Consider the following 15,760-nt stretch of genomic DNA (forward strand, 5'->3'; position numbering starts at 1 on the left):
AGGCGGCGACAGCCTGTCACCCCGCGCGGGCCGGCGCAAGGCCGGAATCATGGGCAGTATGCCGCGCTGTGCCGGCATTTTGACGAACCGTCGCGGGCGCCCACGACGGGCGCGTGGACGGGCTGGCATTTGCCGGCAAAAACCCTATGTTCGCGGCGAAGAAACGCACGGAAAAAGGACGCTGACATGGCGCTGCGCATCAACGACACGGCCCCGGATTTCACCGCGGAATCCACCGAGGGCACCATCAAGTTCCACGATTGGCTGGACGGTCAATACGCGATCGTGTTTTCGCATCCCCGCGACTTCACCCCGGTCTGCACGACCGAGTTCGGCGCCGTTGCCCAGCTTGCGCCCGAGTTCGAAAAGCGCAGCACCAAGGTTCTGGGCGTGTCGGTCGACAGCGTCGCGGACCATCAGAAATGGAAGGCCGACATTGAAAAGATCGCCGGTGCGCCGGCGAATTTCCCGATGATCGACGACAGCGGGCTAAGCGTCGCCAAGGCTTATGACATGCTGCCCTCGGACACGGTGCTGCCGGAAAACCGCACGCCCGCGCATACCGCCACCGTGCGCACCGTCTATATCATAGGCCCGGACAAGAAGGTCCGTCTGACCATGACCTATCCGATGTCGGTCGGCCGCAACTTCGCCGAGATCCTGCGCGCGCTGGATGCCGTTCAGGCCACCGACGGCGTTCCGGTCGCCACGCCGGCCAACTGGGTGCCCGGTCAGGATGTGATCGTCGCCTTGTCGCTGAACGACGAACAGGCGCGCGAGAAGTTCGGCGAATTGACGATCGAGCTGCCCTATCTGCGCAAGGCCAAGCTGAAAGCCTGAGGCATGTCGGACCGGCCGCTGTCGCGCAGCGTGATCCGCCTTGGCTTTCAGCTGCTTGGGCGAGCCCGTGCGCATCGACAGGACATCTGGCCGGGGCTGAGCATCGAGCGTGATTCTGGCCGTGCCATCTGGCGCGGCCAGCCTTTTTTGACGCTTTCGCATGGTTACGATCTTCTGCCGCAAGGCGCGCCTATGCTGGCCGTGGTCGGCTCGGGTCCGTCCCTGAAGGCGCAGCGCATCGCCGCCTTGGGCGACGGCACCGCGATTCTGTGCAACGGCGCGGCGATTCTGGCCGATACCATTCGTCCGCTTGCGGTGGCAGTCGAGGATGAGCGTTTCGTCTTTCGCTATCACGCCATGCTGACCCGGCTGGACCCGGCCATCCCGTTCTTCCTGTCCGCCGCCGCCATGCGGGCGCTGGCCGAGCGTGGAACGGCGGTGTTTCAGAACCGCCGCATCTGTCTGATCGACAATCTGGCAAAGCCGGTGGGTGCCCCACGCCGCGATCTGTCCGATCCCGGTCTGACGCATATCGTCATGCGCGACGGCGATGCCGCGATCTCGGTCAAGCCCGACAAGGGTGTGGTGATCACCGGCACGGTCGCCTTTTCGGCCCTGCAATTCGCGCTGGCGGCCTCGCCCGATCGGGTGCTGCTGGCGGGGATCGACCTGTCCAACGACAGCCAGCCCCGGTTCTATGAAGGGGCGGACCGCGCGCCCTCGGGGCTGTCCGCCGGGTTGGACCGTATTTTGGTGGGGTTTGGACTCGCCTTGGCGCTTGCGGAAAAACGCGGCATTGCCCTAGGCTGTGCTTCGCCGGTCTCGGCTCTGCTGGGGCTTGGTTATCCTCTGACACCGTTGCCACCCGCCAAGGAACCCTAGCGTGCCCAACGCCGCTGTAGCCCGTCCTTCGTCGCACCGCGCGCTGGTGACCGGCCATTTTTCGACTGTCGGCGATATCGAGGTCTTGCGTCAGGTCGAGGGTATGCTGGGCGCGCTGGGCATCGCCTACGCCGTCTCGCCGCTTGATCAGGATCGGGTCGGCATGGAACCGGAATGGGTGGGCGCGGCGACGCTGAACCCGGCCGATTTCACCCATCTGATCGTCGTCTGCGGCCCCTATGTGCGGGACTATCCCGCCGAATACCCCGAGGTGCTGACGCGGTTCCGCCATTGCGTCCAGATCGGGGTGAACCTGACGATGGTGGCGCCATTGTCCGAGGCCAACCCGTTCGATGCGTTGCTGGAACGGGACAGCGACCGCATGGCGCGCCCCGATCTGAGCTTTCTGCATCAGCCGCCCCGCGTCCCGGTCATCGGCCTGTGTCTGGCCCGGCCGCAGCGTGAATACGGGTCGCGCCAGCGTCATGACATGGCCGAGGAACGGCTGCGCAAACTGCTTCGCGATGCCGGTGTCGCGGTGGTCGAGCTTGATACCGTCCTGCCGCGGGCCTCGAACGATCTGGGCATCGGAACCGCGGCCGAATACGAATCGATCTGCGCACGGCTGGACGCGGTGGTGACCACGCGGCTGCACGGCGCGGTGCTGGCGCTGAAGAACGGCGTGCCGGTTCTGGCGGTGGACGCGATTTCAGGCGGCGACAAGATCACGCACCAGACCCAGGTATTGGGCTGGGCCGAGAGCTATATTCTGGACCGGACCACGGATGAGGCCCTTGCCGATGCGCTGCGCCGCTGTCTCGACCCCGAGGCACGGCGACGGGCGCAGGATTGCGCGGCGCGCGCGCGGCGGCTGCTGGCCGGGTACCAGACCGAGTTTGCCGAGGCGCTGGAAGCTCAGGCCGATGTCACGCGCCGGCCGCTGATGGCCCCCCGGCGCGGCAGGTTAAGCCAGTTGGCGGCGCGTTATCGTAAGTGGAAGCGGCACCGGTTTCCGCGACCAAGCTAGAATGCGAGATCCAGATAGCGCGCATTGAAGGCGCGCAAGGCGCGCCGGTAACGTTGGATCTGCGGCCATCGGGGCCAGTTCTTCCGCCAGCCGAGCTTTTTCCAGGGCTTGTTGGGCCCATGATAATGGATGATCGCCAGATCCGACGGCGGCGCCATCGGCAGACCCGCCTTGGCCATCAGGGACCGCTGTCGATGCAGACGCCCCCATGAACAGTTCCATGCCGGATCAATCAGCGTGGCGCGGTTCTGGAACACCCGGTTCAGGTGATCCTGATCCCCCAGCGGATAGCCCGAGGCCGTCGCCACATCCTCAAGCGCCGCCACCAGCCCGGCATCGGCCCGGATCGCCGGCATGTCCATAAGGATGACGCCGGCATTGAAGTAACGCGCCGGATCGCCCGAATATTCGGCCCAGCGTCGCAGCTTTTGCAGTGCCGTCCGTCGCCGGAACCCGTTTCGCCGCGCGCACCATTTCTGCACGACGAAATCGGGGACCGCCGCGATGGGCTGGCCGGCCAGCGCCTGCGGTTTCAGCCGCGACAGATCGCCGGTCACCAGAACGTCGCCGTCCATATACAGCACCACCCCGTCCACCAGCCGATGCAGAAACAGCCGCGCGAATGTGGCCCGCGAGATATGGGCCGATACCGCGCCCGCGTCGCCAAGCTGGGAAATGTCAAAGTCGATGCGGGTCAGGATCGTCTGTGGGAAACTGGCGACCATGCGGTCCAGCCGCGCCCAGTCCGATGCCGCGAAATCAAGGCCCACCACGATCAGCTCGACCGGGCCGGTGGCGTGCGATAACGCGCTTTCAACCGCAAGTGCGGTCGGGCGCAGGGCGTTCGGGTCGCATATGACGGCCAGCCGCAGCAATTCCTGTTATCCGGTCAGATAAAAAGGGGCCCCCCGGAAGGGAGCCCCCGATCAGTTTGAAAATCAGGCGTCGGCCGATTGCTCTTTGGCTTCCGGCGCGATTTCCTCGCCGGTTTCCTGATCGACCATCTTCATGCCAAGGCGCACCTTGCCGCGGTCGTCGAAGCCCAGCAGCTTGACCTTGACCTCCTGGCCTTCCTTCAGGATCTCGTTCGGATGCTGAAGCCGCTTGTTGGCGATCTGGCTGACATGAACCAGACCGTCGCGCTTGCCGAAGAAGTTCACGAATGCGCCGAAATCGACCAGCTTGACGACCTTGCCGGTGTAGATCTTGCCTTCCTCCGGCTCGGCCACGATCGAATAGATCATGTCATAGGCCTTTTTGATCGAATCGGCATTGGCCGAGGCGATCTTGATGACGCCGTCGTCGTTGATGTCGACCTTGGCGCCCGAGGTTTCCACGATCTCGCGGATCACCTTGCCGCCCGAGCCGATCACTTCGCGGATCTTGTCGGTCGGGATGGTCATCGTCTCAATGCGCGGGGCATGGGCCGAGAATTCACGGCGGCCTTCCGACAGCGCCTTGCCCATTTCGCCCAGAATGTGCATCCGGCCGTCCTTGGCCTGCGCCAGTGCCTGTTCCATGATCTCGGGCGTGATGCCCGCAACCTTGATGTCCATCTGCAGGCTGGTGATGCCCTCGGCGGTGCCGGCGACCTTGAAGTCCATGTCGCCGAGGTGATCCTCGTCGCCCAGAATGTCGGTCAGAACCGCGTATTTGCCATCATCTTCCAGAATCAGGCCCATCGCCACGCCGGCGACCGGCGCCTTCAGCGGCACGCCCGCATCCATCATCGACAGCGAGCCGCCGCAGACCGACGCCATCGAGGACGAACCGTTCGACTCGGTGATCTCGGACACGACGCGGATGGTATAGGGGAAGTCGGTCGGGGCCGGCAGCACCGCCTGCAGCGCGCGCCATGCCAGCTTGCCATGACCGATCTCGCGGCGGCCGGGCGAACCCACGCGGCCAACCTCGCCGACCGAATAGGGCGGGAAGTTGTAATGCAGCAGGAAGTTCGAGCGGAAATTGCCATGCAGCGCGTCGATGATCTGTTCGTCATCGCCGGTGCCCAGCGTGGTCACCACCAGCGCCTGCGTCTCGCCGCGGGTGAACAGCGCCGAGCCGTGGGTGCGCGGCAGGATGCCGACTTCGCAGTCGATCGGGCGCACGGTGCGGGTGTCGCGGCCGTCGATCCGGGCCCCGCCCGAGATGATATCGCCGCGCAGGATCGAGGATTCCAGCTTTTTCAGGGCCGAGCCGAGATTCTCGTCGGCCAGCTCGTCCTCGTTCAGCCCGGCGATGATCTGCTCGCGTGCCGCCTGAATGGCGTCGCGGCGCTCGCTTTTGTCGTGGATCGCATAGGCCGCGCGCATCGGCGTTTCGCCCAGCGTTTTGACGCGGCCATAAAGCACGCTGTAATCGGGCGATTTGAACTCGAAGGGTTCCTTCGCAGCTTCCTCGGCGAAGTCGATGATCATGTCGATCACCGGCTGCATCGCCTCATGCCCGAACTTCACCGCGCCCAGCATCTCGGCCTCGGTCAGCTCATAGGCTTCCGATTCGACCATCATCACCGCTTCCTTGGTGCCGGCGACGACCAGGTCCAGGCGCTGTTCGGGGTTCGAACGCAGTTGGTCCATGTCCTGAACTTCGGGGTTCAGCACATATTCACCATTGGCGAAACCGACGCGCGCGGCGCCGATCGGGCCACGGAACGGCACGCCCGAGATGGTCAGTGCGGCCGAAGCGGCGATCATTGCGACGATGTCGGGGTCATTGACCAGATCGTGCGACAGCACCGTGCACATCACCAGCACTTCGTTCTTGAAGCCAGGGACGAACAGCGGGCGGACCGGACGGTCGATCAGGCGCGCGGTCAGCGTTTCCTTTTCGGTCGGCCGCGCCTCGCGCTTGAAGAAGCCGCCCGGGATCTTGCCGGCGGCATAGTATTTTTCCTGATAATGCACGGTCAGCGGGAAAAAGTCCTGCCCCGGCTTTTGTTCACGTGCGAAAGTCACGTTGGCCATGACGCTGGTTTCGCCCAGGGTGGCGATGACCGAGCCGTCGGCCTGACGGGCAACCTTGCCCGATTCCAGTGTCAGGGTTTCCTGTCCCCACTGGATGGATTTTCTAACTTCATCAAACATCTGATTTCCTCTGGGTCACGCCAGCCCTCTGGTCGTACCCGTGTCATATGGCGGCCCCATTGCCGCCGCGCCCCGATCCTTACGCATGTGCCCCGGGGCGGGCCTCACGTCACAGATTGGCGGGCAATACAGCAAAAGCGAAAGTTTGGAAAGTGGAACGTCGCGGGCAGACATGCGGCCGCTGGCTTAGCGGCCGGTATCCCCGGCGTCGTGGTTTTCGCGGTCATAGCGGGCTTTCGCAGCCTCGACCGTCTGCAACTCGCGCCCGATCCAGTCGGTCAGTCGCTCCATCACCGATAAAAGCCCCTGTCCACTTGGCGTCAGGCTGTAGCTGACCTTGGGCGGCACGGTGGGCTGCACATGGCGGTCGGTCAGGCCGTTCCGGCACAGGGTTTTCAGCGTGCTGGACAGAACCCTTTCGCTGATGCCCCCGACATCGTCGCGCAACTGCCGCATAGCGCGGCGAGGAAAAAGAAAAAGCCCGCCGTAGTGGATACGGCGGGCGCGGGAAGGTATGAAGCCGGATCGCCGGATCAGTTGGCGGCTTGCTCTTTCGTGCCCGACAGGTTCAGCGCGTCGCGCATGGTGAAGAACAGGTCGGTCTGATCGGTCAGGCCGGTGACATTCGCCGCACCGGGGCCATAGGCCGCGACGCGAAGCTGGGCGCCGGTGTGGCCCTGATCGTCGGCCGCGTCGGCATTGCCATAATTGATTGCCATGACCGTGTCGTCGGCGGTGTTGACCAACTGGCTGAAGCCCGGGGTTTTCGAGTCCGGATAGACGATCTGGCTGGAATGCGCATGGTCGGCGGTGACGATGACCAGCGTGTCACCCTTTTCGCGGGCATAGTTCAGCGCGACCTGCACGGCCTCGTCCAGATCCACCGTCTCGCCGATCTGGCCGCAGGGATTGGCCGAATGGTCCTGCTTGTCGATCGAGGCGCCTTCGACCTGAAGGAAGAAGCCCTTCTCGTTTGCGCTGAGCAGGCTGATCGCCTTTTCGGTCATCTGGGCCAGCGTCGGCACTTCGGCGCCACGCTCGGGGTTGGGCTCGCAGGTGACGGCGGCCTGTTCCTGAATACCGTTCAGCACCGCCTGCGGGCCTTTCCAGCGCACCGGCATGTTACCGGCCGAGAACAGACCCAGCACCGGCTGCGCGTCATTGGCGCCGTTGATGGCATTCAGCTCGGTCAGCGTCTCGACAACCTGGAAGCCGCGCTCGCGGGCCTGGTCGATCAGCGGCTTGTCCTTCCACTCGCCGGCACGGGCCACGTCGTCGAAATACTTGCGGCCGCCGCCCAGCGTGACGTCGGGGCGGGTGTTCAGCAGCTGCTCCGAGATCGAGCCGAGGCCGCCGTTTTCCAGCGCGTTATCGGCGCATTTTTCCGCCGTCGAGGTCGGGTCATAGCATTTGCGGCCGGTCACATGGGCAACCTGAACCGCCGGGGTTGCGTCCTGAATTTCGGCGGTCGAGACATCGCCCGTCGCCAGACCGGCCTCCTTGGCCATTTGCAGCAGGGTCTTTTGCGGCGCGCCCTTGATGTCGACCGAGATGGCGCCGTTATAGGTCTTGGTGCCCGTGGCCCATGCGGTGCCCGAAGCGGCCGAGTCGGTGACGTAGTCCGGCTTGCCATCCTTCGTCAGCGCGTAATGGGTGTACTGGCCGGTCACCGGCAGCGCGTCCAGCCCCTTGAAGGCGCCGCCCGCGCCCACGGCCACGTTGCGCGCGATGGTGATTTCCGAATCACCCATGCCGTCGCCGATCAGCAGGATCACGTTCTTGGCCGGACCGGCCTTGATTTCCTTCAGGAAAGCCTCGGTAATGTCGCCGGAAAGCCGGCGCGCGCCGCCATTTTCGACGACATTGCCCTTGAGCGCGCGATCAAGAAGCGCCGCGTCATCGGCGGTCTGGGCGAAGGCACCGCCGCCAATCGCGACGGCGAAAATCGCCGAGGTTGCAAGCAAGCTGCTGAGCTTATGGGTCATGTGAATATCTCTTCCGATGTGATCGGGTTGAAGCCCCGTCGCGGGGGCGCCGCCAGCCAATGACGGTCGCCACGCGGATACGCCCGGCGCAAGACGCTTTGACGACAGAAATCTGATCGTTTCGTGACAGCGGCGCCGCGATGGACAGTCCCGCCCGGCGATGACAGGATCAGAGGCGAAAGGAAGCAACACCATGACCACAGACAGCTTCAGGGCCGGTGCTTTTTTCGCCAAGCGGACCGACTGGCGGGATGAGCTTCTGGCGCTTCGCAAGATCCTTCTGGATGCCGGGCTGACCGAGGATTTCAAATGGTCGTCGCCGGTCTATACCTATGACGGCGGCAATGTCGCGATCCTCTGGGGTTTCAAGGACCGCGCGGCGCTGGGATTCTTCAAAGGCGTGCTTCTGAAAGATCCTGATGGATTGCTGGAGCTGCCGGGCGAGAACTCACGTTCCGCGAAAGTCATGAACTTCACCGGACTGGACCAGATCGCGGCGGCCGAAAAGGCAATCAGCGGGTTCATTGCCGAAGCCATCAAGAACGAAAAGGCGGGGCTGAAGGTCGATCTGCCCAAGGATGATCTTGAATATCCCGAGGAACTGGTGTCGCGGCTGGACGGCGACGCGGCATTTCGGCAGGCATTCGAGGATCTGACGCCCGGTCGGCAGCGGGCGTGGGTTCTGCATTTTTCGGGTGCCAAACAGGCGAAAACCCGCGAAAGCCGGATCGACAAGGCCACTCCGAAGATCCTTGACGGCAAGGGCATGAACGACCGCTAGGACTCGTGGCGTCCGAATGCGGCCCGAAACCGCAAAATCCTCCGCGCCGGTTGTTGCGAAACCTTAACCGCCGACGCCCGGCCTTGGCTCGGCGGGCGCCGACGGTTGGTCGTCCCGGTCATCGCGAAGCCGCCGATCAGCTCTGCTGAAGGGTCCCGATCGGCTCGACGAACGGCTTGCCGTTCTTGGCGTGCCGAGCCGCCAGCTTACGCGCATCCCGACCCGACAGCGCCAAGCGCGCCGTTTCACGCTGATGGTTGCGCTCCAGTTCCGGGAAAATCGAAAAGATCTCGGCACGGGCGGCGGGACCGACGGATTTCAGGGCTTCCGCTCCGGTATGGAGAGTTTCGGCGGGCGCGCCGTTCGCATAAACAATTTCGTGCCGGTCGAGAAGGAAATGGACATAGGTCACGCCTTCAAGGTCATCCACCACCTCGACACCATCTTTGACAAGAAGATGCTTTACCCCGGCCAGCACCTCATCCGTCGCAAATATGCTTTGCGAAATTTTTGATCGTATGAGCACGCGGTGCTGCGGTGAGACGACAAGATCGCTGGACGGAATCCCTGTTCCAAGCGCTCCGGCGCGAATGCGCACGGGCCGCAGGTCGGGATCGTTCTTCAACTCGGTTGCGCCGAATGTGCGTCTGCCGATCCACCGGATGGGCTGATATCCGTGATCCTGCGTGCGGACCAGATCGCCGACCCGCAAAACCCCGGCACAGACCTGACCATGATCGGTCTCGATCAGTGTCGCGTCGGAAAAGCAGATGATGGGCGTCTTGGTATAGGGAAATGTCCCATCGGCATTATACGCGATATAGGCCGCGTTATCCGGTCGCACCGCGGTATAATAGGTGGCGGTCGGATCGAACGTGCCGTTCACCTGCTCGATCACGATTAAATTCGTATGGGGTCCACCGGCGTCCACTGCCGCTCCGGGCTCGGTAACCTGAAGATATGAAATCCACACCGACGACCCGTCGGCCGCCTCGACATATACCTTGCAAATGGGGTGCACGCGATTTCCGGCGGGAATCGTCGTCGTCGAGAATGTCGTATCGGCCGCCACGGTCTGGTTGGTGTCGTTATAGCCGGGGCGCTGCGGGTCATTAAAGAACGCATCGTCGTCCGACACTGACAGATACTTGCCTTGCGCCCCCGAGAAGTCGATGGGAATGCCAAAGTTGTTGTCGTTTTCCTGACTATTCAGGATAAGAGGATAGAAATACGATGGATTTGCAATGTTCGTGTTGCCGAAATCCATCACCAAAATATTAGGCATAGTGACACTCGCTACTCGTTACTCTACGACAACAAACTATAGCTATGTCGCTGACAAAGAAAAGCAAATTTTAACGAAAACGCACCTATGCTGCCGGCGCGGGGGCGCTGCCAGTACTGACGCGACGCGAGCAACGAATACCAGTCGCAGAGAGGACGGGATTTTTCTTTGGCGTTTTTCCCCGCTCCCTCACCCTCCGCCCGGACCGCGCCGCCGTTCCGCGAACCTGCGCACCCGGGGCAAGACCAGTGCCGCGCCGAAGGCCACAATGAGGACGCGCAGAAGATGCATGCCAAAGACGAACATCGTCTCGATCTTCAGGGTATAGGCGATCAGGCTCATCTCGGCGAGGCCGCCGGGGGAATATGCCAGGAGCATCGCGGTAAAGCCATAACCGCTGATCCGCCCGACGATGCCGGCAAACAGCGCGGTTATCGCCAAAAGGATCACGACGGCGCCAAGGCTCATGATCCCGATGCGCAGAACCTCGGCCGGGGCGACACCGCGAAAGCGGCAGCCGATCACCGTTCCCAGCACGACCTGCGCGGCACCGGCGGTCCAGCCGGGAAGGTTGAAATCCGTCACGCCGGTCGCGTGCAGAACGGCGCTGAACAACAAGGGCCCCAGAAAGAACCGGATCGGCAGCCGCAGCAATATCCCGACCGCACTGCCGCCGACGACGCACAGCAGCACCCAAAGCAGGTCCGTCATATCCGGCGTTCCGGCGGCGACCGGCATGGTGCTGCTGACCGGGGCGCCGGTGAAAAGGCGGATCGCGAAAGGCAGGATCATGATCACCAACAGGACACGCAGCGCATGAACCAGCGACACGGTATGGGCATCGGCCTTGTTGGCCTCGGCCATCAGGACCATTTCCACAAGCCCGCCCGGCATGCCCGCGAAATAGGCCGTCTTGAGGTCCAGCCCGCCAACGCGCACGAAATAGGCGACCGAGGCCGCTGCGCCCGCCGCAAGGAACACCGGCAGCATCAACAGCGGAAACACCCATTCGTTCAGGTGATCGAAAAGATCGGGCCTGACCGACGAACCGAGGATGACTCCGATCAGCGCGGTCATCGGAATTCGCGCCGCCGCCGGGGCAGCAACCGGCGCGCCGGCGATGGCCGCGATGCTGCTGGCCGTCATCGCCCCCAGCATCCATGCCAGGGGAACACGCAGCGCGTGGAACAGAAACCCGCCTGCGGTGCCGATGATCAGGGCAAGGCCAAAGCCCAAAAACACATGTCTGTTCAGACGCTTCGGCATGTCCGCCCGATACTGCTGTCCCCTGTCCCGCGCGCCATATCGGCCGGTCGCGGCGATTCTTGTGTCGGGGTCGGCGTTGGGCCATTGGCGCCACGAAATCGCGATGCGACCCCGGCGCAACTATAGCCAAGCAGGGGGGGACCGCCAGCCGGATCGTCACCCCGGCAAAATTGGCCGACCTTCCCCCGTCGCGCATGGGCGATCCTGCGACAGGATCCTTTCTATCCGCGAAAGAAGGAAAATCAGCGTGGCAAAGGATTCCCAAAAACGATCAGGCCACCTCGGAAGAAGATGCGAGATTCAGCGCCCCAAAGCGCACCAATCCGTGCCTTGGTTTGCCACGCGGGGCGCGCGGGGGCTTTAACGACAAGCGCGCCATCGGGCCGGACCGTCTGACCCCGTGTCGGAACCGTCTGACCCCACGCGGAAGGGTTTGCCCGCGAAACCCGCCTTATTCCGCCGCGCGCCGGGGCAGGACCCAGTTCGGGCGCGGGAAATGGCAGGTATAGCCGTTGGGGATGCGCTCCAGATAGTCCTGATGCTCCGGCTCGGCCTGCCAGAAATCGCCCACCGGCTCGACCTCGGTCACCACCTTGCCGGGCCACAGCCCCGAGGCGTCGACATCGGCGATCGTATCCAGCGCGGTCTGATGCTGCGCCTCGGAGGTGTAATAGATGCCCGAGCGATAGCTGCTGCCACGGTCATTGCCCTGTCGGTCGCGGGTCGTCGGATCGTGGATCTGGAAGAAGAATTCCAGCAACTCGCGATAGCTGATCTTCGCCGGATCGAACAGGATCTCGATCCCCTCGGCATGGCTGCCGTGATTGCGATAGGTGGCGTTCGGCACGTCGCCGCCGGTATAGCCCACGCGGGTCGCTTCGACCCCCGGCAGCTTGCGGATCAGGTCCTGCATGCCCCAGAAGCAGCCCCCGGCCAAAACAGCGCGTTCGGTCATCATTTATCCTCCACCTGATCCAGATAATCGCCGTAACCTTCGGCCGCCATCTCGTCCTTGGGGACAAAGCGCAGGCTGGCCGAGTTGATGCAATAGCGCATTCCGCCCGTCTCGCGCGGGCCGTCGGGAAAGACATGGCCCAGATGGCTGTCGCCATGGGCCGAGCGCACCTCGGTGCGGATCATCCCGTGGCTGACATCGCGCAGCTCATTGACGTTCGCATCAGCGATGGGCTTGGAAAAAGCCGGCCAGCCGCAGCCCGAGTTGAACTTGGCGCTCGATGCGAAAAGCGGCTCGCCCGAAACGACGTCGACATAGATGCCGGGTTCGAAATGTTCGTCGTATTCGCCGGTAAAGGGCCGCTCGGTCCCGTTCTGCTGGGTGACGCGGTATTGTTCCGGGGTCAGGCGGGAAATGGCGTCGTCGGATTTCGTGTAGGTCATCCTTGGTCCCCTTTTTGCTTGTTGCCCGAAATGTAGGTGGCCGCAGAGCGAAATCAATTGATCCTTTGGCGCCGATCACCGTTGCCCTTGGCCGCGCGCCGGATCTGCCGCAGCTTGGCGATCAGTGCTGCAATCCGTTTCTTGCGGGTCTTCGCCTTGGCGATCCGCGCTTATCGGCTGGAATCCGGCAAGAATTAACCATGCATGGCCGGGGCGCGCGCGGGGTTTTTGCAGGATCATGGTTGGAGGTCGTTCAGCCCGCTATTCGCGCCGGTTGCCGACGCAGGCGAGCCACGCCCAAGCAACGCCTGCGATAATTGCAGCTGCCAGACCCGCCCACAACGCGGCGCTCAGGATCGCGGCGCGGACCGGATGCCGGACATCGAAGTAGAAATCGCGGTTGCTGGAAAAGCCTATCGTATCCCCGACGCTGGCAGTCCATAGAACCGCCCAGGCAACGCCCGCCACGATCAGCCCGGCCAGCATCAGGTATTTGGTGACCCGTTTCACTTCGCGTCCTTCAACATGATGCAGCCTGTTCTACCGCCGGAACGCGGAGATATGAACATGACCAAAGCACTCCGTCGCGGACAGGTGCGGACGATGCGGGGCGGGCAGGAAGCCGATGAGACTTGCAGCGGTTCCTACGCCGGGCACCGGCGGCCCCCAAATCCAGAAGCGCCTGTCGCGGGACCGGCGTTTTCGCCGGGCGGCGCTAAAAGGTGAAAATTCAGGAACCGCAGGCGGATTGTCGCCTCTGACAGCGCTCAGCCTCGTTTGGTCAGCGAATCTGGAACCCGCCAAAATGCCTGTAAATCAACGACAAGTGGCGGAAGAGGCGGGAGTCGAACCCACCAAAGACGCCGCGCGCCTTTCGCCGGATTTGAAATCCGGGCACCCCACCGGGGATGTTTCTCTTCCGCCTATCTGGATAGGGGGACATTGGGGATGGGTCAATCGGCGCCGGCAAAACGCCGGCCACGCCGCATCAGACCAGACTTTGCCGGGACCGGGCGGTCACAGCCCTTCCAGATAGCGGTCCGCGTCAAGCGCCGCCTGACAGCCGCTTGCGGCGCTGGTGACGGCCTGACGGTAGATGTGATCCTGCACATCTCCGGCGGCGAAAACACCGGGAATGCTGGTTTCGGTGACCATGCCGTCGCGGCCGCCCCGGGTGATGATATAGCCGTTCTCCATCTTCAGCTTGCCGGCGAAAAGCTCGGTGTTCGGGTGGTGGCCGATGGCGATGAAAACGCCCGAAACCGGCAGATCCTTCTTGGCGCCGTCCAGCACATCGGTGACGCGGACATGGGTCACGCCGTCCTTGTCGTCGCCCACGATCTCGTCCACGGTGGCGTTCCATTGCAATGTGACATTGCCGTTTTCCGCCTTTTCCAGCAGCTTGTCCTGAAGGATCTTCTCGCCCCGCAGGCTGTCGCGGCGGTGGATCAGGGTGACGTTTCTGGCGATGTTGGACAGGTAAAGCGCCTCTTCCACGGCGGTATTGCCGCCGCCCACGACCGCCACGTCCTTGCCCTTGTAGAAGAACCCGTCGCAGGTGGCGCAGGCCGACACGCCGCGCCCGGCGAAGGTTTCCTCGGATGGCAGGCCCAGATATTTCGCCGAGGCGCCCGTCGCGATGATCAGCGCATCACAGCTATAGCTGCCATTGTCGCCGATCAGGCGGAACGGCTTCTGGTCAAGCTGCACTTCGTTGATGTGGTCGAAAACCATCTGGGTATCGAAACGCTCGGCATGGCGCTGAAAACGCTCCATCAGTTCAGGACCCTGCACCCCGCCGAAGTCGGCCGGCCAGTTGTCGACATCGGTCGTGGTCATAAGCTGGCCGCCCAGCGCCATGCCGGTGATCAGCGTCGGCTTCAGGTTGGCGCGCGCGGCATAGACCGCCGCCGTATAGCCCGCCGGGCCCGAGCCCAGAATGATCAGCCGTGAATGTTGGTCGGTCATGAAATCGCCTTTTCGGTTCAGCAGCGCCAAAGGAAGACCGCGATCTTCTCCGGCATCGCTGCGGTTCTTTGGTGGCATATAATGCCGGGTGGGGGGTGCTCAACACGCAAGGCGGGTTTTGCGTGAATTTGCATTGCGGGGTGCAGGTTTTCGCATGGGACATGGGTGCGGGTGCGTGGCCGCAATGGGTTGAAACGGGATGACGCCCTGCTTGCCATAACGGCGCACCCGGCGGATATGGCGGCCTTGGGCAACGAATTCATGGTCCGGGTCGGTGATCCGCCCACGCCGGGCGGCAGAAGTTTCGGGCGTCGCGCCACAGTGGTGCGGGCAGGTCAGCCGGTATCCCGTTCGGCGCCGGCAACGCGGGCGCTGGTTTCGCATGCCTCGAAATGGGCGGTGATCTCGGCGCCGGTGGCGATCCAGACGTCATCGCGCGCCGCGACCCCGGCCAGAAAGTCGCGCAGGATCCGCCAGCGCATCGGGCGGCCCGACACCTGCGGGTGCAGGACCATCGTGGTGACCCCGCCCCAGTCGTGCATCCCCTGAAACTCCTCGTCCCAGATCGGCAGGATCGCGTCCCGGCCAAAGATCGGGCGCGGATCCACCCGGCTGGTCATGCCGAAGTTCCAGTCGTCAAAGGCGTAATTGACGGGGATTTCGACGGGCCCCGGCCGGCCGTCGGGCAGCCTATGGCGATAGGGCCGGATATCGTCGCGGAATGAGCTGGAATAGCGCAGCCCCTGTTCCTGCAAATAGGCCAGAAGTGCGGCGAAATTCTCGCCCGAAGGGGCGCGGTAGCCCACCGGTGTCACGCCGAGCCGCGCCCGAAGCGCAGCCATGCCACGGTCAATCTCGTCCCGCGCCTCGTCCGGTTTGGTGGGGTCGGGGCATTTGTGAAGATAGCCGTGATGGCCGATTTCATGCCCCGCCGCGACGATGCTTTCGCACATGGCCGTATGCGCCTCGACCGTCCAGCCGGGGATGAAGAACGTCGCCCGCAGCCCAAGATCGTTCAACAACGTCAGTATCTTGGCGGTCCCGACCCGCGCATCGTAACCGCCGTGCGAGGTGGTCACCATGCGATCGGCATTCTCGGGCCGGTTCCCCATCCATGCGGTTTCGGCATCCACGTCGAAACCGATGAACAGCGCGCTTTTCTTGCCGTTCGGCCAGGGAAATTCCGGCGCGGGCGGGGCCGGGTTCAACGGGCGTGGCGTCAGGTCGGCGGGTTTGGTCATC

General features: G+C 63.4%; 15 protein-coding genes and 1 tRNA gene. 4 read left to right on the forward strand and 12 right to left on the reverse strand.

All coding sequences use genetic code 11. From position 1 onward, the window contains the following. The first annotated feature begins 186 nt into the window (after positions 1-186). From ACFSCT_RS02485 to ACFSCT_RS02495, 3 genes are read left to right on the forward strand one after another with little or no spacing between them, the layout of a single operon-like run. Positions 187-840, forward strand: coding sequence for a peroxiredoxin (locus tag ACFSCT_RS02485; RefSeq protein WP_379139870.1), 654 nt, complete (start codon positions 187-189; stop codon positions 838-840). Between the two features lie 3 nt (positions 841-843). Beyond that, entirely contained in the window at positions 844-1,722 is an 879-nt protein-coding gene (locus ACFSCT_RS02490) for a glycosyl transferase (protein ID WP_379139871.1), read from the forward strand. Between the two features lies 1 nt (position 1,723). Beyond that, positions 1,724-2,749, forward strand: a complete 1,026-nt coding sequence (locus ACFSCT_RS02495; RefSeq protein WP_379139873.1) for a polysaccharide pyruvyl transferase family protein — start codon at positions 1,724-1,726, stop codon at positions 2,747-2,749. Here the strand turns inward: ACFSCT_RS02495 and ACFSCT_RS02500 are convergent. The 4 genes from ACFSCT_RS02500 to phoA form a co-directional block, all read right to left on the reverse strand. Further along, positions 2,746-3,624 carry a glycosyltransferase family 8 protein gene (locus ACFSCT_RS02500; protein ID WP_379139875.1) on the reverse strand — a complete coding sequence of 293 codons (879 nt, stop codon included), beginning with the start codon at positions 3,622-3,624 and terminating at the stop codon, positions 2,746-2,748. The two genes, ACFSCT_RS02495 and ACFSCT_RS02500, sit on opposite strands and share 4 nt — an antisense overlap. Positions 3,625-3,687: 63 nt before the next feature. Further along, positions 3,688-5,835, reverse strand: a complete 2,148-nt coding sequence (pnp, locus tag ACFSCT_RS02505; protein WP_379139877.1) for a polyribonucleotide nucleotidyltransferase — start codon at positions 5,833-5,835, stop codon at positions 3,688-3,690. 186 nt (positions 5,836-6,021) lie between these two features. Then, positions 6,022-6,291, reverse strand: a complete 270-nt coding sequence (locus ACFSCT_RS02510) for a winged helix-turn-helix transcriptional regulator (RefSeq protein WP_379139879.1) — start codon at positions 6,289-6,291, stop codon at positions 6,022-6,024. Positions 6,292-6,368: 77 nt separating this feature from the next. Beyond that, a complete protein-coding gene (gene phoA, locus ACFSCT_RS02515; protein WP_379139881.1) occupies positions 6,369-7,820 on the reverse strand; it encodes an alkaline phosphatase in 1,452 nt (483 codons plus the stop codon). 193 nt (positions 7,821-8,013) lie between these two features. Here phoA and ACFSCT_RS02520 point away from each other — a divergent pair, with 193 nt between their 5' ends. Further along, on the forward strand, positions 8,014-8,601 hold the full coding sequence (locus tag ACFSCT_RS02520; protein ID WP_379139883.1) for a YdeI/OmpD-associated family protein: 588 nt from the start codon (positions 8,014-8,016) through the stop codon (positions 8,599-8,601). Positions 8,602-8,737: 136 nt separating this feature from the next. Here the strand turns inward: ACFSCT_RS02520 and ACFSCT_RS02525 are convergent, their stop codons facing one another. The 8 genes from ACFSCT_RS02525 to ACFSCT_RS02560 form a co-directional block, all read right to left on the reverse strand. Beyond that, a complete protein-coding gene (locus ACFSCT_RS02525; RefSeq protein WP_379139884.1) occupies positions 8,738-9,868 on the reverse strand; it encodes a Hint domain-containing protein in 1,131 nt (376 codons plus the stop codon). 207 nt (positions 9,869-10,075) lie between these two features. Beyond that, positions 10,076-11,152 (reverse strand): AbrB family transcriptional regulator, encoded by a 1,077-nt coding sequence (locus ACFSCT_RS02530; RefSeq protein ID WP_379139886.1) that lies wholly within the window; start codon positions 11,150-11,152, stop codon positions 10,076-10,078. 451 nt (positions 11,153-11,603) lie between these two features. Beyond that, positions 11,604-12,107, reverse strand: a complete 504-nt coding sequence (gene msrA / locus ACFSCT_RS02535) for a peptide-methionine (S)-S-oxide reductase MsrA (protein ID WP_465263167.1) — start codon at positions 12,105-12,107, stop codon at positions 11,604-11,606. Continuing rightward, complete coding sequence (msrB, locus tag ACFSCT_RS02540; protein WP_379139890.1) at positions 12,107-12,550, reverse strand: peptide-methionine (R)-S-oxide reductase MsrB; 444 nt, start codon at positions 12,548-12,550, stop codon at positions 12,107-12,109. The genes msrA and msrB overlap by 1 nt, the downstream gene beginning before the upstream one ends. Positions 12,551-12,811: 261 nt before the next feature. After that, a complete protein-coding gene (locus ACFSCT_RS02545; RefSeq protein WP_379139892.1) occupies positions 12,812-13,060 on the reverse strand; it encodes a hypothetical protein in 249 nt (82 codons plus the stop codon). 317 nt (positions 13,061-13,377) lie between these two features. After that, positions 13,378-13,471: transfer RNA gene (locus tag ACFSCT_RS02550), tRNA-Sec, on the reverse strand. Positions 13,472-13,567: 96 nt separating this feature from the next. Continuing rightward, the gene (gene trxB / locus ACFSCT_RS02555; protein ID WP_379139894.1) at positions 13,568-14,518 is read right to left on the reverse strand and encodes a thioredoxin-disulfide reductase; all 951 of its coding nucleotides are present in this window, start codon (positions 14,516-14,518) and stop codon (positions 13,568-13,570) included. Between the two features lie 335 nt (positions 14,519-14,853). Then, complete coding sequence (locus ACFSCT_RS02560) at positions 14,854-15,759, reverse strand: polysaccharide deacetylase family protein (protein ID WP_379139896.1); 906 nt, start codon at positions 15,757-15,759, stop codon at positions 14,854-14,856. Between the last annotated feature and the right edge of the window lies 1 nt (position 15,760).

Origin of the sequence: Paracoccus pacificus (assembly GCF_042680785.1) — a bacterium.
Taxonomy (GTDB): Bacteria; Pseudomonadota; Alphaproteobacteria; order Rhodobacterales; family Rhodobacteraceae; genus Paracoccus; species Paracoccus pacificus.